The organism is Paracoccus sp. MA (assembly GCF_020990385.1).
GTDB lineage: Bacteria > Pseudomonadota > Alphaproteobacteria > Rhodobacterales > Rhodobacteraceae > Paracoccus.
In genome coordinates this window covers 339,722-360,436 of the sequence record NZ_CP087599.1, presented here as the reverse complement: position 1 = coordinate 360,436, position 20,715 = coordinate 339,722, and the positions used below count along the sequence as shown (strand labels likewise).

The following is a 20,715-nucleotide window of genomic DNA, read 5'->3' as shown; positions in this document are numbered from 1 at the left end:
AACTCGTTTCTGGGAGGAAACAAACCATGAAGAATATCCTGATGACGACCGTTCCGGCGGCGCTGATCGCGCTTGGCCTGGCCTCTGCCGCCAGCGCCGAGATCAGGATCGGCGCCTCGGTCTCGGCCACCGGCCCGGCCGCCTTCCTGGGCGATCCCGAGGCCAAGACCCTGCAGATGCTGGTCGAAGAGCTGAACGCCAAGGGCGGCATCAACGGCGAAGAGATCGCGCTGGTGCTTTACGACGACGGCGGCGACGCCAACAAGGCGCGTACCTTCGCCACCCGCCTGATCGAGGATGACGAGGTGCAGGCCATCATCGGCGGCACCACCACCGGCACCTCGATGTCGATCCTGTCGGTGGCCGAGGACGCCGAGATCCCCTTCATCTCGCTGGCCGGCGCCATCGACATCGTCCAGCCCGTCAAGCCCTTCACCTTCAAGACGCCGCATACCGACCGCATGGCCTGCCAGAAGATCTTCGAGGACATGCAAAAGAGCGGCATCCAGAAGATCGGCATGATCTCGGGCACCGACGGCTTCGGCGCCTCGATGCAGGCGCAGTGCAAGGACGTGGTCGGCGAATACGGCATCGAGATCGCCGCGGACGAGACCTACGACCCCAAGGACGCCGACATGACGGCGCAGCTGACCAAGATCCGCAACACGGCGGGCGTGCAGGCGGTGCTGAATCCGGGCTTCGGCCAGGGCCCGTCCATCGTGACCCGCAACTATCGCCAGCTGGGCATCGAGCTGCCGCTTTACCAGTCGCATGGCGTCGCCTCGGACGGGTTCATCGAGCTGGCCGGCAAGGAGGCCGCCGAGGGCGTGCGCCTGCCCGGCACCGCGCTGCTGGTCGCGGACCTCTTGGCCGAGGACGATCCGCAAAAGCCGGTGGTGACGGCCTACAAGGCCGCCTATGAGGGCAAGTTCAAGGAGCCGGTCGGCACCTTCGGCGGCTATGCCCATGACGGTTTCGCCCTGTTGGTCGATGCGGTGACGCGCGCCGGCTCGGCCGAGCCCGAGGCGATCCGCGACGCGCTGGAACAGACCTCGGGGCTGGCGGGCACGACCGGCATCTACACCATGACCCCCGAGGACCATCTGGGGCTGGACCTGTCGGCCTTCCGCATGCTGGAGGTCAAGGACGGCAGCTGGTCCATCGTCGAATGAACCCGCGCGGTCCCCGCAGGGGGACCGCTTCCGCCCGCTCGGGAGAGCCCAGCCAGAGAGCCTCGGCATGTCTGAACTTCTGCAATTCCTGTTTTCAGGGCTGACGGTGGGCGCGGTCTATGCGCTGGTCGCCCTTGGTTTCACGATCATCTACAACGCCTCGGACGTGGTGAACTTCGCCCAGGGTGAGTTCGTCATGCTGGGCGGCATGATCACATGGTTCGCCCATGCCGCCGGCCTGCCGCTGCCGCTGGCGGCGCTGATCGCCATCGTCGCCACCGCGGCGCTGGGGGTCGCCATCAACAAGCTGGCCATCGAGCCGGCGCGCGGCGCGCCGGTCGTGTCGCTGATCATCATCACCATCGGCGCCTCGGTCTTTCTGCAGGGCGCGGCGCAGCTGGTGTTCGACAAGCAGATCCACAGTTTCCCCGCCTTTTCGGGCGACACGCCGCTGCGCATCGGCGGCGCGACGATCCAGCCGCAAAGCCTGTGGGTGATCGGCGGCGCGCTGGTGGTCTTTGCCGGGCTGTGGCTGTTCTTCACCCGTACGCTTCTGGGCCGGGCGGTGCTGGCGACCTCGAACAACCGGCTGGCGGCGCAACTGGTCGGCATCAACACCAATTTCGTCATGACGCTGTCCTTCGCGCTGTCGGCCGGGATCGGCGCGCTGGCCGGGGTGCTGGCGACGCCGATCACGCTGACCGCCTATAACGTCGGCATCGGCTTTGCGCTGAAGGGCTTTGCCGGCGCCATGCTGGGCGGCATGGGCAATCCCAAGGGCGCGCTGGCCGGCGGTTTCCTGATCGGGCTGATCGAGGCGCTGACGGCGGGCTACCTCTCCTCGACCTACAAGGAGGCCGCGGCCTTCGTGGTGATCCTGCTGGTGCTGTTCTTCATGCCGCAGGGCCTGTTCGGCCGCAAATCGACGGAGCGGGTGTGATGCCGAAACTGACCGCCAAATCCGCCACTTTGCTGGTGCTGGCCGCGCTGATCGCGGTGACGCCCTTCTTCTTTCCCTCGGGCTATTATTACCGGGTCGGCGCGCTGATCTTCGTCAACGGGCTGGCCGTGACCGGCATCGTCATCCTGACCGGCTATGCCGGGCAGATCAGCCTGGGCCATGCCGGGTTCGCCGGCATCGGCGGCTATGCCTGCGCGCTGGCGCCGACGCATCTGGGCCTGCATCCGTCGCTGGCCGTGGTGCTGGGCGCGGCGATCTCGGGCGTGCTGGCCTATCTGGTCGGCCGGCCGATCCTGCGGCTCAAGGGCTATTACCTCGCCGTGGCCACGCTGGGCTTCGGCATCCTCGTCTCGATGGTGCTGAACAACGAGCGCCAGCTGACCGGCGGCCCCGACGGCATCGCCGTGCCCGAGCTTGGCCTGCGCGGGCTGCTGAAAGACTGGGGGCTGGATCTGACCAACGGCCAGTTCTGGTATTTCTTCTGCGGGCTCGTGCTGCTGGCCGGCGCCTGGCTGGCGCTGAACCTGCATCAAAGCCCCAGCGGCCGGGCGCTGCGCGCGCTGCACGGGTCCGAGATCGCCGCCGGCACCGTCGGCATCGACGTGGCCCGGGTCAAGCTGCAGGCCTTCGTCATCTCGGCCGTCTATGCCTCGGTCGCGGGCTCGCTGGTGGCGTTGCAGAACAAGTTCATCACCCCCGATGTCGCCGGCTTCATGCATTCGATCGAGATGGTGACCATGGCCGTGCTGGGCGGCGCCGGTTCGGTGCTGGGCGCGATCTTCGGCGCCGGCATCCTGACGCTGCTGCCGCAGGCGCTGACCGTCTTTGCCGAATACGAGCAGCTGGTGCTGGGCCTGGTGATGATGCTGGTGATGATCTTCCTGCGCGAGGGGCTTTTGCCCTCGGTCCTGCGCAAGCTGAGGGGGAGGGACGAATGACGCTGCTTTCGGTCGAAGGTCTGGGCATCAGCTTCGGCGGCATCAAGGCCGTGAACGATGTCAGCTTCAAGGTCGAGCCGGGCGAGATCGTCTCGGTCATCGGCCCGAACGGCGCCGGCAAGACCACGCTGTTCAACATGATCTCGGGCGTCTATCAGCCCGGCTCGGGCGGGGTGGTGCTGGAAGGCGAGGACGTGACCGGCATGGCGCCGTTCCGGCTGGCCAGCCGCGGCATGTCGCGCACCTTCCAGAACCTGCAGATCTTCCAGAACATGACGGTGCTGGAAAACGCCATCTCGGGCTTTCACCTGCAGGAGCGGGGGGCGGTGCTGGCCGACCTGCTGCACCTGCCCGCCTCGCGCCGCCGGGCGCGGGCGGCCGATGCGGGTGCGCGCGCGCTTCTGGCCCGGGTCGGGCTGGAGCGGGCGGCGGATCGCGAGGCGGGGAACCTGTCCTATGGCTCGCTCAAGCGGCTGGAGATCGCCCGCGCGCTGGCGATGAAGCCCAAGGTGCTGCTGCTCGACGAGCCGGCGGCCGGCTGCAACGCCGTCGAGACCGAGGAGATCGACCACCTGATCGCCGAGGTCGCGGCATCCGGCACCGCCATCCTGCTGGTCGAGCACGACATGAAGATGGTCATGCGCATTTCCAGCCATATCGTGGTGCTGGACCATGGCGAGAAGATCGCCGAGGGTGCGCCGGCCGAGGTCAGCCGCAACCCGGCGGTGATCGCCGCCTATCTGGGAACCGAGGAGGGTGCCGATGCTGACGGTTGAGGGCTTGCGCTCGCGCTATGGGCGCATCGAGGTCTTGCACGGCATCGACCTGCATGTCGATTCCGGCGAGATCGTCACCGTGGTCGGCGCCAACGGCGCGGGCAAGACCACGCTGCTGCGCTGCCTCTCGGGCGTGCAGCCGGTCTCGGCCGGGCAGATCACCTTCCGGGGCGAGCCGCTGGCCGGGGTGCCGGCGCATCGCCGCCCGGCGCGCGGGCTGACGCAATCGCCCGAGGGCCGGCAGATCTTCACCAACCTCACGGTCGAGGAGAACCTGCGCCTCGGCGCCTTCCTCTACAGCGACGACCGGGTGGAAAAGGATATGCAGGACGCGTTCCAGATGTTCCCGATCCTGCGCGAAAAGCGCAACCTGGCGGCCGGCGGGCTGTCGGGCGGCCAGCAGCAGATGCTGGCCATGGCGCGGGCGCTGATGGGCCGGCCGTCCTGCCTGCTTCTGGACGAGCCCTCGATGGGCCTGGCGCCGATCATCGTCCAGCAGATCTTCGACGTGGTCAGCGGGCTCAAGGCGCTTGGCGTCACCGTGCTGCTGGTCGAGCAGAACGCCTTCGGCGCCTTGAAGATTGCCGACCGGGGCTATGTCATGGAAACCGGCCGCATCACAATGCAGGGACCGGCGGCGGAACTGATCGCCGATCCGCGCATCCGCGAAGCCTATCTGGGGATCTGAGGAAATGACCGTCACCATCGCCCGCCAAGGGGAAATCGCCATCGTCACCGTGGACAACCCGCCGGTCAACGCGCTGAGCCAGGCGCTCCGGCAGGGGCTGTGGGATGCCGTGGACATGCTGGACGCGGACCCACAGGTCGCGGCGGTGGTGCTAATCTGCGCCGGTCGCACCTTCATCGCCGGGGCCGATGTGACCGAATTCGGCAAGCCGCCGCAGCCGCCGCACCTGCACGATCTGGTGGACCGGATCGAGGCTGCGCAAAAGCCTTGGGTCGCGGCCATCCACGGCTCGGCCCTGGGCGGCGGGTTCGAGGTGGCGATGGGCTGCCGCTTCCGGGTGGCCGCCCCCGACGCCTCGGTCGGCCTGCCCGAGGTGAGCCTGGGCATCGTTCCCGGCGCCTCGGGCACGGTGCGCACCCCGCGCCTTGCCGGGGCCGCGCTGGCGGTGGAGCTGGTCACTTCGGGCCGGCCGATGCGCGCGCCGAAGGCCCTCGCCGCCGGGCTGGTCGATGCGGTGATCGAGGGCGACCTGCTGGAAGGCGCCACAGCCTTCGCCCGGCAGGCGCTGGCCCGGCCCTTGCCCGCGCCGGTCTCGGCCCGTCCCGTCGCCGCGCCCGATGCCGGTTTCTGGGCCGAGCAGGAGAAGGCCGTGGCCAAAGCCGCCAAGGGCGCTGCCGCGCCGCTGCGGGCGCTGGCCTGCCTGCGCAAGGCCGTCGAGGCGCCCTTCGCCGAGGCCATGGCCTTCGAGCGCCAGACCTTCCTGGAACTGCGCGGCTCGGATCAGGCGGCGGCGCTGCGCCATGTCTTCTTCGCCGAGCGCGCCGCGCTGCGCCCGGCCGCCCTGCGCGAGGTGGACCCCTTGCCCCTGCGCCGCGCGGCGGTCATCGGCGGCGGCACCATGGGCGCGGGGATCGGCGCCGCCCTGCGCGAGGCTGGCCTGCCCGTCACCCTGGTCGAGCGCGACGACGAGGCGGTGGCGCGCGGCCTTGCCAATCTGCGCGGCATCTTCGCGGGCGGCGTCAAGCGCGGCAAGCTGACCGAGGCGCAGGCCGAGGCCCTGGCGGCCGGCGTCACCGGGACGACGGATTACGCCAGCCTCGCCGATGCCGATCTGGTCATCGAGGCGGTGTTCGAGGAAATCGGCGTCAAGCGCGCCGTGTTCGAGCAACTCGCCCGGGTCTGCCGCCCGGATGCGGTGCTGGCGACCAATACCTCCTATCTCGATCCGCGCGCCATCGCCGAGGGGCTGCCCAACCCCAAGCGTTTCATTGGCCTGCATTTCTTCAGCCCGGCCAATGTGATGAAGCTCCTGGAGATCGTGCCCGCGCCGGAAACCTCGGACCGCACCTTGGCCACCGGCTTCGCGCTGGCGCGGCTGCTGAAGAAGATCCCGGTCCGCGCCGGCATCTGCGAGGGCTTCATCGGCAACCGTATCCTGAAACGCTATCGCGCCGCGGCCGAGGCGCTGGTCCGCAAGGGCGTGCCGATCGCAGAAATCGACGCCGCCATGCGCGGCTATGGCTTTGCCATGGGCCCGTTCGAGGCGCAGGATCTGGGCGGGCTCGACATCGCCTTCCTGCAGCGCGAGGGCGCGCGGGCGGCGGGGCAGGAGGTGCCCGAGACGCTGGGCGACATCCTGGTGCGCGCCGGCCGCAAGGGCCAGAAGACCGGCGGCGGCTGGTATGACTATGCCCCGGGCGAACGCAGGCCGCAGCCTTCCCCGGCGGTGGCCGAACTGCTGGCGGGCCAAATCCGGCCCGGCCCGGCGATGAGCCGCGACGAGATCGCCCAGGCCCTTGTCGCCGAAATGGCCGCCGAGGGGCAGGCGATCCTGGAGGAGGGCATCGCGCAGGCGCCTGCCGATATCGATCTGGTCGAGATCCACGGCTACGGCTTCCCGCGCTGGCGCGGCGGGCCGATGTTCGCCACCGGCATCCGCGGCTGACCCGCGGCGGGGGGGCGGGCCCTCGCGTCATGCGGCAAGGCTGGGCCGGCATCCGTCCCCGCCGCCGGGACGGGCCCGGCGCCTGCCGGGCCGCATCGCGATCAGGCCGCCAGTTCCAGGGTCTGGCCCAGGGCCTGCTCGATGGCGGCCTGCCGCTGCTCGGGGCCCAGATTCACCCCGTCGGCCATGACGAATTCCGGCGCGATGCCGATGAAGCCGAATACCGAGCGCAGATAGGTCTCCAGATGCTCCAGCGCCGCGGCCGGATGCTCGCTGTAGAAGCCGCCGCGCGCCAGGGCGACGATCACGCGCTTGCCCTTGGCCAGCCCCTCCGGCCCGGCCTCGGTATAGCGGAAGGTCCGGCCGGAAACCACGACGCGGTCGATCCAGGCCTTCAGCTGGCTGGGCAGGGTGAAATTGTACATCGGCGCGCCGATCACCACCGTCTCGGCCTCCAGAAACTCCTCGAGCACGGATGCGTCGGCCAGGGCGTCCAGCGTCAGGTGCGGCAGCGGATGGCGGGCAAGATCGCGGTGCACGACGCGGGCATCCGGCCGCCCGGCGGCCAGCTTGTCCACGATGGCCCGGCTGACCGCGCGGCTGACGCTGTTTTCGCCGGTGATGCTGCTGTCGATATGCAGGATGGTCACTATTGCCTCCTAGGTATGGAATATATACTGCGGCTTCCCATGTAACCGGCATGCGGCCGGCCGCAAGAAGGCACAATCCTGTGCCGCGCTTACATGGCTGTGCCATGGTCGCACAGAGGTAACCGGAGGATCTTCCCATGCACGACCCCGACAGTTTCGGTTGCAGGGCCTTTACCGCCGTCCTGCAGCGGATCGGAGACAAGTGGAGCCTGCTGATCGTCTCGGTCCTGGCCGAGGGGCCGAGGCGCTTCAACGAGCTGCGGCGCGAGATTCCCAGCATTTCGCAGCGCATGCTGACGCTGACGCTGCGCGGGCTGGAGCGTGACGGGCTGGTGTCGCGCACGGTGACGCCCAGCATCCCGCCGCGCGTGGACTACGAACTGACCGAACTGGGCCGGTCGCTGCGCGAGCCGGTCTGCGCCCTGGCGCAATGGGCGCTGGCGAATATCGGCACGATACAGGCCGCGCAGGCGCGCTTCGACCTGGCGCGGGGCGAGCAGGCCCGCCCCGGCCCGGCCGCGCCCGCACCCCAGCCGCGGGCCTGAACCTTTTTCTCTTCTGATTGTTCCGTGGAACATCTTTGCCTTGGTTTTGTTGATTGCGTCGCGGCTCCGGGTTCCGGGGCTGTTTTTTTTTCAGGAAGGAGACATCCGATGCCCGACAAGGTCCTCGACGATCTTTTCCACGACACGCTGAAGGACATCTATTATGCCGAGCGGCAGATCGTGAAGGCGCTGCCGAAGATGGCGCGCGGGGCGCAGTCCGAGCGGCTGCGCGAGGCCTTCGAGCAGCACCGCGAGCAGAGCGAGACGCATGTGGAGCGGCTGCAGCAGGTGTTCGAGCTTCTGGGCAAGCCGGCGCGGGGCAAGACCTGCCCGGCCATCGACGGCATCATCGAGGAGGGCGAGGAGGTCCTGGCGGCCTTCAAGGGCGCCCCGGCGCTGGATGCCGGGCTGATCGCCGCCGCCCAGGCGGTGGAGCATTACGAGATCGCCCGCTACGGCACGCTGCGGCAATGGGCGCGGCAGCTGGGGCTGAAGGAGGCGGCGGCGCTTCTGGAGCAGACGCTGGAGGAGGAATCGCAGACCGACGAGCTGCTGACCGAGATCGCCGAGAGCGAGGCCAACCGCGACGCGGTCGAGCCGGCCTGAGGCGGGCCTCCGGCGGGGCGGCGAGGCAGGCATCGGTGCCGGGAAACGCATGCCCGCCGCAGGCGGGGTGCGCAGGATGGCCGCGGCATGAGGCGTCCCCCTCCGGGGAACGTCCCGGGCAGGAGGGCGGCCAGGACCGGAGGGGAGTAGCCCGGGCCCGGTCCTGAAGCGGGACCTGAGGGCCTCCAGGCTCGGCCGCGGCGCGACGCCCCCTTGGGCCGGCAAGCCCGGGCAGGACGGCGGCGGCACCGGCGCGGAGGCAAAGCCGGCGGGGGATGCGGAAGGCCGCAAACGCAGGAGGGCGGGGCACGCCGGCGGCCCTCCGGCAAGGCGGGGCCACAAGGCCGAACGCACGAGGCCGAACGCACAGGGCCGAACGCACGGCCGGACCCGTCGGCCGGCATCATTCGCCTCGCCCTGCTCGGCCGCGCCTCGATCGGCCCTCTCGAACGCTCCACCTCATTCTGGCCGCCTCGTTCTGGCCGCCTCAATCGGGACGCGGCCGCCGCCGGCCTGCCGGCCCGCCGCTCCGGGTCCTCCGGATGCGGCCGGGCGGCGGCGTGGCGGCCGCGCCCCGACCCCGGCAGGGCCGGCGCCCGCCGCGGCCCCGAGGGGCGCGCGCGCGGCCGGCGGAACCGCCCGGCGCGGCGCGCCTGCCCCCGGGCCGCGGACCGGCGGCGCGCGAGGGGAACTTCCGCAGGGCGTGCCGGCTGCCTCCGGGAAGGCGGGAAACCGCCCGGCCGGGCAAATGTTCCAGGCTCCAAATGTTCCCGGCCCGTCTTCCCCGCATATGTTCCCGCGCCGGTTCCCCGCCCGTCCTTCCGGCGAGCCGCCCGGCCCTGGCCATGACCATGCCCCGGCCCAGGCGCCCGGGGCCCGGGTCGGCCCGGGGGTCGGGTCAGAGCGCCGGCTCCAGCACCCGTCGCAGCATCGAACGCGCCCGGTTCACCCGGCTCTTGATGGTGCCGATGTCGCAGTCGAGGATGCGGGCGGCGTCGAGATAGGTCTCGCCGAGCGCCCCGACCAGGATGATCGCCTCGCGGTAATGCCGCGGCATCTCGCGCAGCGCCGCCTGCAGCTCGGTCGCCTGCAGGTGCCATTCCTGCCCGGGCCTGACCTGCGCCAGCAGCGAGGCGCAATCCGCCGCCCCGGTGCGCTCGCGCGCGGCCTTCTGGCAATTGGTCAGGAAGCGGTTGCGCATGATGGTGAACAGCCAGGCGCGCATGTTGGTGCCGGGCCGGTAGCGATGGGCGTTCTCGATGGCGCGCAGCAGGGTCTCCTGGACCAGGTCCTCGGCATCGGGGACCGACCTGCACAGGGCGCGCGAATAGGCCCGGAGGGCTGGGATATGTCCGAGTATGTCGTCCGACATGACGGTCCTTCGCGATCCTCGAGGTGGCGACGCCGAGTCAATGCCGGGACGGGGGGATGGTTCCGCGCGAAAGCGCGGCCGGGCGGAAAGCGGCCGGGGCTAGCGGGCGCCGCCGCCCTTGCCGGGACCGCCGCCATCGCCGGGGCCATTGCCGGCGGCCTTGCCGGGGCCGGCGCGGCGGTGGCGGGCGTCCTCGAGCGCCGTCTCGAGCCGCCTGGCCAGTTCGCGCAGCCGCGGCGAGACCGGCTCCTTCTCGGTCTGCGCCAGCAGGTCGGCCAGGGCCCTGTCCAGTTCGGGGTCCGGCTCGGGATCGACGGCGGGGCCGCCTTCAGCGTTGGCCATCGGGGTCTCCATCTTCCAGGCGAGTTGACATATCTTAATCGATCGTCGCCGCTTGGCGACCCTCTGCAACCTGCATATTCCGGCAGTGTTGCAGAACGGGACGCGCCCTCCCGCTCACATTCGGGCGATGCGGGCGGGGCGCCGCCGGGGGCCTGGCGTTCCGGGGGCCTTGCGTTCCAAGGACTTGCGGCGGCTTGCGGCGGCTTGCGGAGGGGGGGTGGCCCCGGCGGCCCCCGTTCCTTTCCCTGCCTTCCGGCCCCTGCCGTCGCCGCGGCGGCCTGGGCCGGGGCGGGAACATTTGCGCCCCCTGCCGGTTCATCGGCCCCACAGCATGGAGGGGCATCAGATGGAGGCATCACATGGCGCGTGAGACGGAGACCTCCGGCAGCAGGCGCCGGCAGGAGGGCGGGCAGGAGGGCGGGCCGGAGGATCGGGCCCGGACGCAATCGGGGCCGCAATCGGGGCCGCAATCGGGCGCGCAATCCGGCCAGGACCAGGCGGATCAGGAGCAGCCGGATCAGGAGCAAGATCAAGATCAGGAGCAAGATCAGGATCAGGATCAGGATCAGGCGGATGGCCGGGGCGACGGCTTCGCCGCGCTGCGCGGCCATCACAAGGCCCTGCGCGCGCTTCTGGGCGAATGCGCCGGGGTGGCCGATGCCGAAAAGGCCGAAGCCGTGCTGCCGCGCCTGGCCGAGGCCTGGGCGCGGCATGCCGGGGCGCATCGGCTGCTCTACGACGCCGCCGCCGAGGCGGGGCTGCAGGAATTCCCGCTGCTGACCGAGAACGCCGTCGAGGCGGATCTGGTGTCGTTCCTGCTCGGCCGGGCCGGGCGGGACCTGGACGGGCCGCTGGCGCTGGCCGGGCTGCGCGTCGCGGCCCGGATGATCGGCGGGATCGTCGAACGCGAGGAGAAGCCGCGCAGCGGCCTTCTTGCCAAGGCCAGGGCCGCGGGGGTGGAGCCCGCGGCCCTGGGCAGGCGCATCCGCGCCTGCATGACGGCGCTGTCCGGGCAGGACGGCGCGGCGACGCCGCAACCGCGGCACCTTACGGCAAATCAGGAGGATATCATGCCGAGGAATTCGAACATGCCCGAGCGCGACGAGCGCGGCCGCTTCGTCAGCGACGACGACGACCGCCATGGCTCGCGCGGGCGGGGCTCCGGGCGGGGCGCGTCGGGCCGGGACGACGACCGCGAGCGCGACAGCCGCGGCCGCTTCGCGAGCGACGACGACGACCGCCGCTATGCCTCCTCGCGGCGCTACGACGACGACCGCCGCTACGCCTCCTCGCGGCGCTACGACGACGACCGTCGCTATGCTTCGCGCGGGCGCGACGACGATTATGGGCGCGACCGCGGCCAGGGCGGCTGGTTCGGCGACCCCGAGGGCCATGCCGAGGCGGCACGCCGCGGCTGGGACCACCGCCGCGACGATGACGACGACCGCTACGGCTCGCGCGGCCGGGGCGCCGGGCAGGGCGCGTCGCGCCGGGACGACGACCGCGAGCGCGACAGCCGCGGCCGCTTCGTGAGCGACGACGACGACCGCCGCTACGCCTCCTCGCGGCGCTATGACGACGACCGGCGCTATGCCTCGCGCGGGCGCGACGACGATTATGGGCGCGGCCAGGGCCAGGGCGGCCAGGGCGGCTGGTTCGGCGATCCCGAGGGCCATGCCGAGGCGGCACGCCGCGGCTGGGACCATCGCCGCGACGATGACGACGACCGGCGCCATGCCTCGCGCGGGCGCCGCTGAACCCGGGCGAGAGGGGGCCGCAAGGCCCCCTTTCCGCCCCGTGGGACCGGATCGATGAGCAGGCCGGAGAAGGCGACGGAGAAGGCGATGGAGAAGGCGCGCGCGCCCGGGCCGGAGACGGAAGCAGGAAAGCGGCCGGAGGAGAGCCGCGGCGCCAATCCCTTGCGGCTGCGCGCCGAGATCGACGCCGGCCGGACCGGCGACAAGCTGGGCTTTCCCGACCCGGCGGCGGCGCCGCTGGGCACCGACGACGAGGCGGCGGGCACCCCGGTCAGCCGCGAGCAGCTGCGCCTGGCGCGCCGCGCCGAGCTGGCCCAGGGCGCCCGCGCCCGCCGCAACCCCGGCCCGCGCCCCCTGCCGCAGAGGCTCGCCGTCCTCGCCATCCTGCTGCTGATCATCATCACAGCCATCCTCATCCGCGCAAACAGCCAAAACTGAATCACGTCGGACGGGAGAGTTCGGGATGCAGCCGCCGCCCTGCAGGACCTGCGGAAGGACAAGACAGCCTCAAGCCGGGCGACGGCGCTGCTGGCCGTCCACCCCGGCCAGGCCCCGCATGAAACAGAGGATCCACCTCGGTGGCCGAGGCGGGCTTCAAGGCGATGATGGCGGGGAGGAGCAGATCGTTACCGGCAGGAAAACCCGGCTGCAGGTGGCGGCGGCGCATGTGACGCCCGCGGGAATGCTGGCCGAGAATGCTGGCCGAGCGGCATCGCCGGATGGCCGAGCCGAATTCCGGGCGGTCGGGGGATGGCGACCCCGGCTCGGGCGCTTCGGCCTCGATCCGGCCGCCCTCGGGCGATGAACCGGCCGGGTTCGCCATTCGGCCGGGCGGGGTTCAGCCCTCGTCCTCCGGCCGGCCGTCGCGCTTGTGGTGCTGGCTTTCCTGATTTTCCCCCTTGGGAGAAGGGTCGCCATCGTCGTTTTCCAGATCCTGCGGCCTGACCCGCCCTTCGGTTATTTGCCCCTCAGGATGTTTTGCGGCCTCAAGATAGGGGCGGGGATCGAAATCCTTGCCGGCATTGCTGGTATCCACGCGCTTCTCGATAATCTGGCGCTGCTGTTGACGGGTTTTCTTTCCGGTCATTCTTGCCTCCTGGATATTATATCGCCGCGTCACTTGTTTTCGCGGCCGCGCTGCCGGGGATCGACGCCGCCCTGCGGCGTGGTATCGTTCAGCACATCGCCCTCGAAGGTATTTTCGCCGCCGATCTCGGGGTCTTTGCGGTTGACGCCCTTCGAACGGCCGATACCGGGATCGTGCCGCAGATCGGCGTCCGAGGGATGGCGGGTCTTGGGATGCTTGCTTGCCATGGCTTTTTCCTTTCCTCGCTGAAATGCCTTTTCCGGCAAAGGCGCTAACAACCGGAAAATCGCTGCATTGTTCCAGACACGCCCGTATTCCGGAAACGGCTGTGCCATTTCGCCTTGCAGGGTGCTGACGCAATGGGCAGTCCAGCCAATTTCCGCCAATGGGTTTTTGCTCATGCGTTAATTCCATAAGCGCGTGGGGGCGCCGCTCACAGGCATCAGGAGGTGAGCATGCCACATCAAACGATTCTCGCATCGGCGCTGGTCGCCGGCGTCATGACCGGCGCGGTTTTTGCAGCAGCGTCGGTGATTGCAATGCAGGCGATGGGAGTATGGATCGAACCTGCCGAGCATTGAGAGCCAGCCCCCCGTTTTAAAAGCGGGGGGCTTCCTCCGGCCGGTCCTTTGAAACCGCGAAAGGCGCTGCCTGCGCGACATGACCCTTGGCCGGGCTTTTCGTCGACGCCGGAACAAAGCCGCCGCCAGCGGGTTCAGGACCGGCCTTTCTTGCGGGAGACGGGACCATGAACCACCCAGCTTTCAGGCGCGCCGCCGCCATGCGGCCCAGAAGCACGCCGCGGGCCGGCCGGCCATGAGGGTGCTGGTGACAGGCGCGACCGGCCTGATCGGGCAGAGCGTCTGCGCCCGGCTTGCCGCCGACGGCCATGTCGTGCTGGGGGCAAGCCGCAGCGCCCGCCCGCCCGCCTTCGGCGCGGTGTCGCGATGGATCCGGGTGGATTTCGGGCAGGCGGACGATCCCGACCTCTGGCGGCCGCATCTTGAGGGGGTCGAGGCGGTGGTGAATTGCGTCGGCGTGCTGCAGGACAATGCCCGCGAGGACACGACGGCCGCCCATGCCGGCGGCGCGGCGGCGCTGTTTCGCGCCTGCGCGGCGGCCGGCATCCGGCGGGTGGTGCATTTCTCGGCCATCGGGGTGGACCGGCAGCAGGCCTCGGCCTTCTCGGCCAGCAAGCTCGAAGGCGACAGGGCGCTGATGGCGCTGGATCTGGACTGGGTGATCCTGCGGCCCTCGGTGGTGCTGGGCGGCCCGGTCTTCGGCGCCAGCGCGCTGATCCGGGGTCTGGCGGTCCTGCCGGTGCTGCCGGTGATGCCCGAGACCGGCCCCCTGCAGGTGGTGGCGCTGGAGGATGTCGTCGAGACCGTGGCCTTCGTCGTCCAGCCCGACCGGCCGGCACGGCTGGCGCTGGAACTGGCCGGGCCCGAACGGCTGTCCTTTGCCGAGGTGGTGGCGCTGCATCGCGTCTGGCTGGGCTGGCGCCCGGCCCGGACCCTGGCGCTGCCGCGATGGGCGGCCGGGCTGCTTTACCGGCTGGGCGATCTGGCCGGCAGGCTGGGCTGGCGCCCGCCGCTGCGCAGCACCGCGCGGCGCGAGATCCGCCACGGCGCCGTCGGCGATCCCGGGCCCTGGACGCAGATCACCGGCATCCGGCCCCGCAGCCTGGCCGAGGCGCTGCGCGCACGTCCGGCCTCGGTCCAGGAACGCTGGTTCGCCGGGCTTTACCCCATCAAGCCGGTTCTGTTCGTGGTGCTGGTGCTGTTCTGGACGCTGACGGCGGTGATTTCGCTGACCACCGGCTTCGAGAACGGGCTGGAGCTGATGCATCGCGCCCGGACCGGCGCCTTGGCCGGGCCGGGCGTGGTCGCCGGGGCGCTGGCCGATCTGGCCATCGGGCTGGCCATCGCCTGGCGGCCGACGGCGCGGCGCGGGCTGTGGGCGGCGATCGGGCTGTCCTGTTTCTACATCGTCGCCGGCACGCTGCTGCTGCCCGAGCTGTGGAACGAACCGCTGGGGCCCCTGCTGAAGATCTGGCCGATCCTTGTCGCGCATTTCGTGGCGCTGGCGATCCTGGACGAACGCTGATGCTGTATCTTGGCCTGAAATACCTGCATATCATCGGCGCTTCGGTGCTGCTGGGGACCGGCGCCGGCATCGCCTTCTTCATGCTGCTGGCGCATCGCTCGGGCGACAAGGCAGTGATCGCCGGCGTGGCGCGGATCGTGGTGATCGCGGATTTCCTGTTCACCGCCACCGCCGTGGTGGCGCAGCCGCTGACCGGGCTCGCGCTGGCCTGGCATCTGGGCTACGGGCTGGGCGAGCACTGGATCGTGCTGTCGCTGCTGCTTTATCTGCTGACCGGCGCCTTCTGGCTGCCGGTGGTCTGGATGCAGATGCGGATGCGCGACCTTGCCGTGGCGGCGCTGCGCGAGGGGCAGGCGCTGCCGCCGCGCTATTTCCGGCTGTTCCGGACCTGGTTCGCCTTCGGCTTTCCGGCCTTTGCCGCCGTCCTCGGCATCTTCTGGCTGATGATCGCCCGGCCGGCGCAGCTCTGGTAGGCGGGCGGCGGTTTTCAGGAACATTCCGGCCCGCCCCCGGTTGTCCGCACCCAGCCGCCCGCGGCGGCGCTGACCGAACAGGAGGATGACATGGCAGATCGTTGGAGGGACGAAGACCGCAATCGCTGGGACCCGGATTATTCCGAGCGGTCCTATCGCAGCCGCTACGCCCGCGACGACGACAGCGATTATCGCGACCGGGACTATGGCCGGTCGGGGCGCTACGGCGATTATGGGCGCGGCGCCTATGGCACGCCCTACGGCGATTATTCCGGCCGGCCCGGCGGCTATGGCGGCGGCTATGGCGACGATCCCCGCCGCGGCTATGGCCGGGGCGATTACGGCGGCGCCTACGGCACCCATCGCCGGCAGGACCGGGAAGGCGGCTATGGCCGCGACGATCGCGACTGGACGGATCGCGCCGGGGACGAGGTCGCCTCGTGGTTCGGCGATGAGGAGGCCGAGCGCCGCCGCCGCCAGGACGAGCTGCGCGATTACAACGACCGCGGGCGCCGCGGCTATACCCGCGCCGACGACCGCATGGGCGAAGGCGCGCGCGGCCGGTTCCGCGACGACTGGTAACCCTATCCGCGCCGGGGACCGCCCGATTCCGGCGGTCCCCACCAGCCCGATGTTCTGCCGCAGGGACCATGACAGCGCACGGGTCTGCAGGCGTCCGCCATGGCGCTGCCTGCGGCTTGGCCATGCCGGCCGCGCCGGGGAACATTCCGCGCGCTTGCGAGTTGGTTCCGGTCCGGTGGGTTCGGGCGGGCAGATCGTGATCACGGGGGCAGGCCGCGGCTGGTTCCGGGATGCGACCAGTGCGCCCGCAGAAGGGGGGTGAAGGTTGCGCATTCTCGTTGTTGAGGACGATTATTTCCTGGCGGAACAGCTGACGACCGAGATCCTTGAGCTGGGCGATTCCGTCGTGGGCCCATTTGCGGACGTGCATGACGCCATTCTCTGCGACGACCGGATCGAGGCCGCCATCCTCGACGTGAAACTGGGCGACGAGACCTCTTTCTGCATCGCCGATTCCCTGAAGAGCTCCGGCATCCCCTTTCTGTTTCTGACCGGCGGCCATCACGAGCTCGTGCCGCCGCGGTTCCGCGATGCCCGGATCTACAGCAAGCCCAGCCACGCCCGGCCGATGCTGCATGACCTGCATGCCCAACACGACCGCCTGCCCGTCCGGCCTTCGGAATCGATCGAAACCATCGTGGTCGACATGCTGGTGCAGGCGCAGCGGGTGATGCCGGACAGGGCCTCGGCCGAGCGGCTGGTCGAGGCGGCGCTGAAATCCGCCGTCGCGATGACCGAGCGGGGACAGGCCGAGCAGGAGCTGAAAGCATGGCTTCTGCGGCTGCTTGGGAAGGAATATGCGAAACGGCGCAGGCGTCACCTGAACTGATCCGTTGCCCGCCTTGCGGCGGGGTTCACCCGCCCATGGCCTGCACGAGCTTTTCCATATCGACCGGCTTGTCCAGCCGCAGGATGCCCGCGAAGCGGTCGGGCAGGGCGGATTGGTCGTAGCCGGTCACGAACACGAACCGCACCCCCCGCTCGATCAGCAGGTCGGCTGCGGGAAAGGCGGCTTCTCCGTGCAGGTTCACGTCCAGAAGCGCGCCGTCCAGCCGCTTTTCGGCTCTGATCAGCGCCATCGCGTCCTGAAGCGTTCCCGCCCACCCGACCACGATGGCGCCGGCCCGTTCCAGTTCGCCCCGAAGCTCGGCCGCAAGCAGGAATTCGTCCTCGACCACAAGGATGCGGCGGGCCTTGAGCAGGGGTTCAGTCATGCCGGTCCGGCTCCGTCGTGCTGGCAGAGACCGGGATCGAGATGGTGCAATGCACGCCGTCCGGTCCGAAGCTGTAAGAGGTCCGGGCGCTGAGCTGATAGGGCAGGGCGCGCTCGATCAGCTCGCGGCCCTGGCCGTTGCCATGCGGACCCGCGCCCGAAGGCGGCATCCTGACCCCGCTTTCGCGCCAGTCGATATGCAGCCAGGGCTTGTCCTGCCCGCCCTGCGGCTGAAGCCGCCAGCTTACCGCAAGCCGGCCCGCCGGCTGACCCAGCGCGCCGTATTTGACCGCGTTGGTCGCCAGCTCATGCAGCGCCAGGGCCAGAATCTGCACGGTCGAGGAGCGCAGGCGGACGCCCGGCGGTCCGTGCAGCACCACCCGCTCGGAGGCGCTGCCCATGGCGGAAAGCTCGGTCCGGATCAGGTCGTCGAAGGTCACGCGGTCATGTTCCTCCAGCCGCGACAGCAGGCCCTGGACCCGGGCCAGCGCCGCCAGGCGGTCGTGGAACCGTTCGCGGAAATCGGCCAGGTCGGTGCTGGTGCGCGCGATCTTGTCGGCCATCGAGCGGACCACGCCCATCAGATTGCGGGTCCGGTGCTGCAATTCGGCGACAAGGACCTTCTGCCGCTCCTGCAATTCGCGCAGCTCGTGGATGTCGGTCGAGGTGCCGAGCCATTCGACGATCATGCCGGATTCGTCGCGGACCGGCGTGGCGCGGGTCTGGAACCAGCGGTATTGCCGGGTCGCGGCATGGCGGATGCGGCCCTCCATCTCAAGATGGCCGGTGCGCACGGCGGCGTTCCAGAAATGCATGGCCTTGTCCCGGTCGTCGGGATGCAGCGCGTCCAGCCAGCCCAGCCCGGCGCTGTCCTCGCTGCTCAGGCCGGTATGGTCGGTCCATTGCGGGCTGGACCAGGTCCAGTGCCCGCCGTCGATGGCGCGCCAGACCAGCTGGGGGATTCCCTCCATGAGCGTTTGCAGGCGCAGCCCCGCCTTGTGCAGCTGCGTCAGGTCGTGGCCGATGCCGCCGATCAACGTCACCCGCTCGGCGGTGTTGGTGATCGGAAAGACGGTGCTGCGCAGCCAGCGGGTGGTGCCGTCGTTCTGCCTGCGGATGCGATAGTCGAAGGTGACGTGCCGGCCCAGGCGGGCCTGGCGCATGGCATGGCTGGCCTTGCGCCGGTCCTCGGCCGCGATCATCCTGATCCAGGCGCGATAATTGTCGCCCGCCTGCGCCGCGTCGCGCCCCAGCCCGTAGATGGTCTCGAAGGCGGGGGTGAGATATTGCCATTGCAGGGTTTTCGCGTCGCGTATCCACAAGATGTCATGCGAGGCCTCTCCGAACCGGCGCAGCCGCTCCTCGCTGGCGCGCAGCCGGTCCTCGGCCTGCACCCGCTCGACCAGATCGGCCGCCAGCCGCACCAGCAGGTCCAGGAAGCGCAGCTCGCGCTCGCTGGGCCGGTGCGGCCGGCGCCAATGGGTCGAGAGCATGCCGAGCACCGTGCCGCGATGGGTCCGCAGCGGCGTGGACTGCACGGCGCGCAGCCCCGAGCGGCGATAGGCCCCCACCTCGGCCGGATCGTCGATCAGCGGTTCCAGATCCGCCATCACCACCCTGTCGCCGCTGTGATAGGCCCGTCCGCAGGAACTGGCGCCATCCATGCCGACCCATTCCCAGAACCGGGCGGATTCGGGGTGAAATCCGCGATGGGCCAGCAGTTTCAGCTGGCCGTGTTCATGGTCCAGCACCTGGATGCTGGCGGCATCCGAACGCATCAGCACCGCCGCCGCCTGGACGATGCGGTCGTAAAGCGCCTGCGGCGGCTTGGCGCCGATCAGATCCCTTACCACGGCGTGCAGCTCCTCCATCGCCTGCAGGTCCTCGGCCAGCTGCGCCTCGTTGCCGCGCAAGGCCGCCTCGGCATACATGCGCGAGATGATGATGGCCGCGGTCTGGGTCAGCGCCGCGGCAAGCTCGCGATCCCGGGCCGTGGGCTCGCGCGGCTCGGCGAAATACATCGCCAGAGCGCCCACGAGCTGTCCCGAGGCGGTCTCGACCGGAAAGAACCAGCAGGCGCGATAGCCGAAGTCGCGCGCCAGCCAGATCCAGGGCCGCCAGCGCGGTTCCCGGGTGACGTCGGGCGTGATGACCGGCTGGCCGCTGGCGAAGGCCAGTCCGCAGGCAAGCGACTCGGGCGAGACCTCGAAGCCGTTCACCCGCTCGGCATAGGCGTCGGTCATGCCGACGACATGGTGCAGCGTCGCGCTTTCAAGATCGGCAAGGTAAAAGGCGCATCGCAGCGCCCCCTTTTCCTGCTCGACCGCCGCCGCGACAAGGATGCCCAGAGAGACGTCCAGCGCCGCGCCGTCCATGGCGGCGCGGAACGCCTCCTTTTGCGCGGCCAGCCAGTTCTGGTTCCGGCGGCGGGTTTCCTCGCTGGCCTGCAGGGCGGCCTCGGCCTGCTTGCGTTCGGTCACGTCCACGAAGACGTTGATCGCCCCCGCCAGCCGGCCGTCATCGTCGTAAAGCGGGTCGATGCTGGCATGGGTGACCAGCCGGGCACCGCCGGGCTGTTCGAGGACGACTTCGAGGTTGCGGGCGCTGCGCCCGTCGCGCAGGGCTTCGGCCATCGGGCTGTCCTCGGGCCGCAGCGGCGCGCCGTCAGCGGTCCACAGCCGGAACGATCCGCAGAACCGCTCGCCGGCATCGTCGAGCCGCGGCGCCCGCCCCCACAGCTCGGCGGCGCGGCGGTTGAAGAAGGTCAGCCGGCCCTCGGCATCGCAGGTGTAGACGGCGGCGGGCATCAGCGAGAGAAGCTTGCTGACGCGCTGCTCGCTCTGGCGCAGGATGATTTGCGCCCCCGCCCGCTCGGCCGCGGCCCGCGCCCTCTCCGCCACCTCGGCGGCCAGCTTCACCTCGGCCGGGGTCCAGTCGCGCGGCGCGCCGTGTTCGAGGACCAGATTGGCCGCCTCCCGGCCGTGCCGGAGCAGCGGGACCACCAGCAGCGCCCGGGTTCCGGCGGCCAGAAAGGCCCGGCGTGCCTCGGCCCCGATGCGGGGATCCTGCGCGATATCGGCCAGCGCGACCGGCTTGCCCTGCCGAAGCCGCTCGCCCATCCGGCCCGCCAGCCGCGCCCCGCCATCGCCCTGCCGGTCATCGCCCCGCCGGTCATCGCCCTGCCGGCCGGGGGCATCCGGGCGGGCATGTGTCCCGGCGTTGCGCGCATCGTTCGGCGCCGCGACCTCGCGATAGGCGGCGCGATCCGCGCCGAGGCGTTCCGCCAGCAGGCGCGCCGCCGTTTCCTGGATTTCCGCGGCATCCGGAATCGCCGCCAGCGCATCGCTGAGACGGAGCAGGAACGCCTGACGTCCTTCCTTCATGCGCAGCCTTCCCTCCATGTCTGGCGACCCCGCGCGCGGATGCGCGCAAACATGGTTCCTGGACGATCAAGGTCGCGGGAAGCGGATTTCTGACAACGCGCCCGGCATGCATCCGTTCC

At 70.3% G+C, this 20,715-nt stretch carries 22 protein-coding genes; 15 read left to right on the top strand and 7 right to left on the bottom strand.

The genetic code is table 11. The annotated features are described in order from the left end of the window. Positions 1-26 precede the first annotated feature (26 nt). From LOS78_RS20650 to LOS78_RS20625, 6 genes are all read left to right on the top strand, one after another. Positions 27-1,172, top strand: a complete 1,146-nt coding sequence (locus LOS78_RS20650) for an ABC transporter substrate-binding protein (RefSeq protein WP_230378562.1) — start codon at positions 27-29, stop codon at positions 1,170-1,172. Between the two features lie 67 nt (positions 1,173-1,239). Continuing rightward, positions 1,240-2,112, top strand: a complete 873-nt coding sequence (locus tag LOS78_RS20645; RefSeq protein ID WP_011751016.1) for a branched-chain amino acid ABC transporter permease — start codon at positions 1,240-1,242, stop codon at positions 2,110-2,112. Then, positions 2,112-3,071: a branched-chain amino acid ABC transporter permease gene (locus LOS78_RS20640; protein WP_230378561.1), complete on the top strand. Its 960-nt coding sequence runs from the start codon at positions 2,112-2,114 to the stop codon at positions 3,069-3,071. The genes LOS78_RS20645 and LOS78_RS20640 overlap by 1 nt, the downstream gene beginning before the upstream one ends. Next, entirely contained in the window at positions 3,068-3,847 is a 780-nt protein-coding gene (locus tag LOS78_RS20635) for an ABC transporter ATP-binding protein (protein ID WP_230378560.1), read from the top strand. Before LOS78_RS20640 ends, LOS78_RS20635 begins: the two co-directional genes overlap by 4 nt. Next, positions 3,834-4,535: an ABC transporter ATP-binding protein gene (locus LOS78_RS20630; protein ID WP_024843928.1), complete on the top strand. Its 702-nt coding sequence runs from the start codon at positions 3,834-3,836 to the stop codon at positions 4,533-4,535. Before LOS78_RS20635 ends, LOS78_RS20630 begins: the two co-directional genes overlap by 14 nt. A gap of 4 nt (positions 4,536-4,539) precedes the next feature. Continuing rightward, positions 4,540-6,480, top strand: coding sequence for a 3-hydroxyacyl-CoA dehydrogenase NAD-binding domain-containing protein (locus LOS78_RS20625; protein WP_230378559.1), 1,941 nt, complete (start codon positions 4,540-4,542; stop codon positions 6,478-6,480). A gap of 101 nt (positions 6,481-6,581) precedes the next feature. Here LOS78_RS20625 and LOS78_RS20620 read toward each other — a convergent pair whose 3' ends face one another. Next, positions 6,582-7,130, bottom strand: coding sequence for an FMN-dependent NADH-azoreductase (locus LOS78_RS20620; protein WP_028713646.1), 549 nt, complete (start codon positions 7,128-7,130; stop codon positions 6,582-6,584). 137 nt (positions 7,131-7,267) lie between these two features. Between LOS78_RS20620 and LOS78_RS20615 the strand changes: the two genes are divergently transcribed. After that, positions 7,268-7,675: a helix-turn-helix domain-containing protein gene (locus LOS78_RS20615; protein ID WP_230378558.1), complete on the top strand. Its 408-nt coding sequence runs from the start codon at positions 7,268-7,270 to the stop codon at positions 7,673-7,675. Positions 7,676-7,783: 108 nt separating this feature from the next. Continuing rightward, on the top strand, positions 7,784-8,281 hold the full coding sequence (locus tag LOS78_RS20610; protein ID WP_028712650.1) for a ferritin-like domain-containing protein: 498 nt from the start codon (positions 7,784-7,786) through the stop codon (positions 8,279-8,281). Between the two features lie 898 nt (positions 8,282-9,179). Here LOS78_RS20610 and LOS78_RS20605 read toward each other — a convergent pair. Together LOS78_RS20605 and LOS78_RS20600 are read right to left on the bottom strand one after the other, a co-directional pair. Beyond that, the gene (locus LOS78_RS20605) at positions 9,180-9,653 is read right to left on the bottom strand and encodes a sigma-70 family RNA polymerase sigma factor (RefSeq protein WP_028712651.1); all 474 of its coding nucleotides are present in this window, start codon (positions 9,651-9,653) and stop codon (positions 9,180-9,182) included. Between the two features lie 99 nt (positions 9,654-9,752). Further along, positions 9,753-9,995: a hypothetical protein gene (locus tag LOS78_RS20600; protein WP_230376844.1), complete on the bottom strand. Its 243-nt coding sequence runs from the start codon at positions 9,993-9,995 to the stop codon at positions 9,753-9,755. 359 nt (positions 9,996-10,354) lie between these two features. On the opposite strand from LOS78_RS20600, the gene LOS78_RS20595 reads away from it, so the two are divergent. After that, a complete protein-coding gene (locus tag LOS78_RS20595) occupies positions 10,355-11,752 on the top strand; it encodes a hypothetical protein (RefSeq protein WP_230376845.1) in 1,398 nt (465 codons plus the stop codon). A 54-nt stretch (positions 11,753-11,806) separates the two neighbouring features. Then, positions 11,807-12,190, top strand: coding sequence for a hypothetical protein (locus tag LOS78_RS20590; RefSeq protein WP_230376846.1), 384 nt, complete (start codon positions 11,807-11,809; stop codon positions 12,188-12,190). 400 nt (positions 12,191-12,590) lie between these two features. Here LOS78_RS20590 and LOS78_RS20585 read toward each other — a convergent pair whose 3' ends face one another. Continuing rightward, on the bottom strand, positions 12,591-12,839 hold the full coding sequence (locus tag LOS78_RS20585) for a hypothetical protein (RefSeq protein WP_230378557.1): 249 nt from the start codon (positions 12,837-12,839) through the stop codon (positions 12,591-12,593). A 29-nt stretch (positions 12,840-12,868) separates the two neighbouring features. Next, positions 12,869-13,066, bottom strand: a complete 198-nt coding sequence (locus LOS78_RS20580; protein WP_230378989.1) for a hypothetical protein — start codon at positions 13,064-13,066, stop codon at positions 12,869-12,871. A 228-nt stretch (positions 13,067-13,294) separates the two neighbouring features. Between LOS78_RS20580 and LOS78_RS22020 the strand changes: the two genes are divergently transcribed. The 5 genes from LOS78_RS22020 (at position 13,295) to LOS78_RS20560 (ending at position 16,829) form a co-directional block, all read left to right on the top strand. Beyond that, entirely contained in the window at positions 13,295-13,420 is a 126-nt protein-coding gene (locus LOS78_RS22020) for a hypothetical protein (RefSeq protein WP_256380434.1), read from the top strand. 235 nt (positions 13,421-13,655) lie between these two features. Then, complete coding sequence (locus LOS78_RS20575; protein ID WP_230378556.1) at positions 13,656-14,945, top strand: SDR family oxidoreductase; 1,290 nt, start codon at positions 13,656-13,658, stop codon at positions 14,943-14,945. Beyond that, complete coding sequence (locus LOS78_RS20570) at positions 14,945-15,418, top strand: DUF2269 domain-containing protein (RefSeq protein ID WP_028712658.1); 474 nt, start codon at positions 14,945-14,947, stop codon at positions 15,416-15,418. Before LOS78_RS20575 ends, LOS78_RS20570 begins: the two co-directional genes overlap by 1 nt. Positions 15,419-15,508: 90 nt before the next feature. After that, the gene (locus tag LOS78_RS20565; RefSeq protein ID WP_230378555.1) at positions 15,509-16,000 is read left to right on the top strand and encodes an SWFGD domain-containing protein; all 492 of its coding nucleotides are present in this window, start codon (positions 15,509-15,511) and stop codon (positions 15,998-16,000) included. A 265-nt stretch (positions 16,001-16,265) separates the two neighbouring features. Continuing rightward, the gene (locus LOS78_RS20560) at positions 16,266-16,829 is read left to right on the top strand and encodes a response regulator (RefSeq protein ID WP_230378554.1); all 564 of its coding nucleotides are present in this window, start codon (positions 16,266-16,268) and stop codon (positions 16,827-16,829) included. Between the two features lie 25 nt (positions 16,830-16,854). Here the strand turns inward: LOS78_RS20560 and LOS78_RS20555 are convergent, their stop codons facing one another. Beyond that, the gene (locus LOS78_RS20555; protein WP_230378553.1) at positions 16,855-17,214 is read right to left on the bottom strand and encodes a response regulator; all 360 of its coding nucleotides are present in this window, start codon (positions 17,212-17,214) and stop codon (positions 16,855-16,857) included. Further along, positions 17,207-20,596 carry a GAF domain-containing protein gene (locus LOS78_RS20550; protein ID WP_230378552.1) on the bottom strand — a complete coding sequence of 1,130 codons (3,390 nt, stop codon included), beginning with the start codon at positions 20,594-20,596 and terminating at the stop codon, positions 17,207-17,209. Before LOS78_RS20550 ends, LOS78_RS20555 begins: the two co-directional genes overlap by 8 nt. Positions 20,597-20,715: the final 119 nt, after the last annotated feature.

What these genes read in the sequence shown, in the direction of transcription:
- LOS78_RS20650 (WP_230378562.1), top strand. Translation starts at nt 27, where the DNA reads ATGAAGAATATCCTGATGACGACCGTTCCGGCGGCGCTGATCGCGCTT.
- LOS78_RS20645 (WP_011751016.1), top strand. Translation starts at nt 1,240, where the DNA reads ATGTCTGAACTTCTGCAATTCCTGTTTTCAGGGCTGACGGTGGGCGCG.
- LOS78_RS20640 (WP_230378561.1), top strand. Translation starts at nt 2,112, where the DNA reads ATGCCGAAACTGACCGCCAAATCCGCCACTTTGCTGGTGCTGGCCGCG.
- LOS78_RS20635 (WP_230378560.1), top strand. Translation starts at nt 3,068, where the DNA reads ATGACGCTGCTTTCGGTCGAAGGTCTGGGCATCAGCTTCGGCGGCATC.
- LOS78_RS20630 (WP_024843928.1), top strand. Translation starts at nt 3,834, where the DNA reads ATGCTGACGGTTGAGGGCTTGCGCTCGCGCTATGGGCGCATCGAGGTC.
- LOS78_RS20625 (WP_230378559.1), top strand. Translation starts at nt 4,540, where the DNA reads ATGACCGTCACCATCGCCCGCCAAGGGGAAATCGCCATCGTCACCGTG.
- LOS78_RS20615 (WP_230378558.1), top strand. Translation starts at nt 7,268, where the DNA reads ATGCACGACCCCGACAGTTTCGGTTGCAGGGCCTTTACCGCCGTCCTG.
- LOS78_RS20610 (WP_028712650.1), top strand. Translation starts at nt 7,784, where the DNA reads ATGCCCGACAAGGTCCTCGACGATCTTTTCCACGACACGCTGAAGGAC.
- LOS78_RS20605 (WP_028712651.1), bottom strand. Translation starts at nt 9,653, where the DNA reads ATGTCGGACGACATACTCGGACATATCCCAGCCCTCCGGGCCTATTCG.
- LOS78_RS20600 (WP_230376844.1), bottom strand. Translation starts at nt 9,995, where the DNA reads ATGGCCAACGCTGAAGGCGGCCCCGCCGTCGATCCCGAGCCGGACCCC.
- LOS78_RS20595 (WP_230376845.1), top strand. Translation starts at nt 10,355, where the DNA reads ATGGCGCGTGAGACGGAGACCTCCGGCAGCAGGCGCCGGCAGGAGGGC.
- LOS78_RS20590 (WP_230376846.1), top strand. Translation starts at nt 11,807, where the DNA reads ATGAGCAGGCCGGAGAAGGCGACGGAGAAGGCGATGGAGAAGGCGCGC.
- LOS78_RS20585 (WP_230378557.1), bottom strand. Translation starts at nt 12,839, where the DNA reads ATGACCGGAAAGAAAACCCGTCAACAGCAGCGCCAGATTATCGAGAAG.
- LOS78_RS20580 (WP_230378989.1), bottom strand. Translation starts at nt 13,066, where the DNA reads ATGGCAAGCAAGCATCCCAAGACCCGCCATCCCTCGGACGCCGATCTG.
- LOS78_RS22020 (WP_256380434.1), top strand. Translation starts at nt 13,295, where the DNA reads ATGCCACATCAAACGATTCTCGCATCGGCGCTGGTCGCCGGCGTCATG.
- LOS78_RS20575 (WP_230378556.1), top strand. Translation starts at nt 13,656, where the DNA reads ATGAGGGTGCTGGTGACAGGCGCGACCGGCCTGATCGGGCAGAGCGTC.
- LOS78_RS20570 (WP_028712658.1), top strand. Translation starts at nt 14,945, where the DNA reads ATGCTGTATCTTGGCCTGAAATACCTGCATATCATCGGCGCTTCGGTG.
- LOS78_RS20565 (WP_230378555.1), top strand. Translation starts at nt 15,509, where the DNA reads ATGGCAGATCGTTGGAGGGACGAAGACCGCAATCGCTGGGACCCGGAT.
- LOS78_RS20555 (WP_230378553.1), bottom strand. Translation starts at nt 17,214, where the DNA reads ATGACTGAACCCCTGCTCAAGGCCCGCCGCATCCTTGTGGTCGAGGAC.
- LOS78_RS20550 (WP_230378552.1), bottom strand. Translation starts at nt 20,596, where the DNA reads ATGAAGGAAGGACGTCAGGCGTTCCTGCTCCGTCTCAGCGATGCGCTG.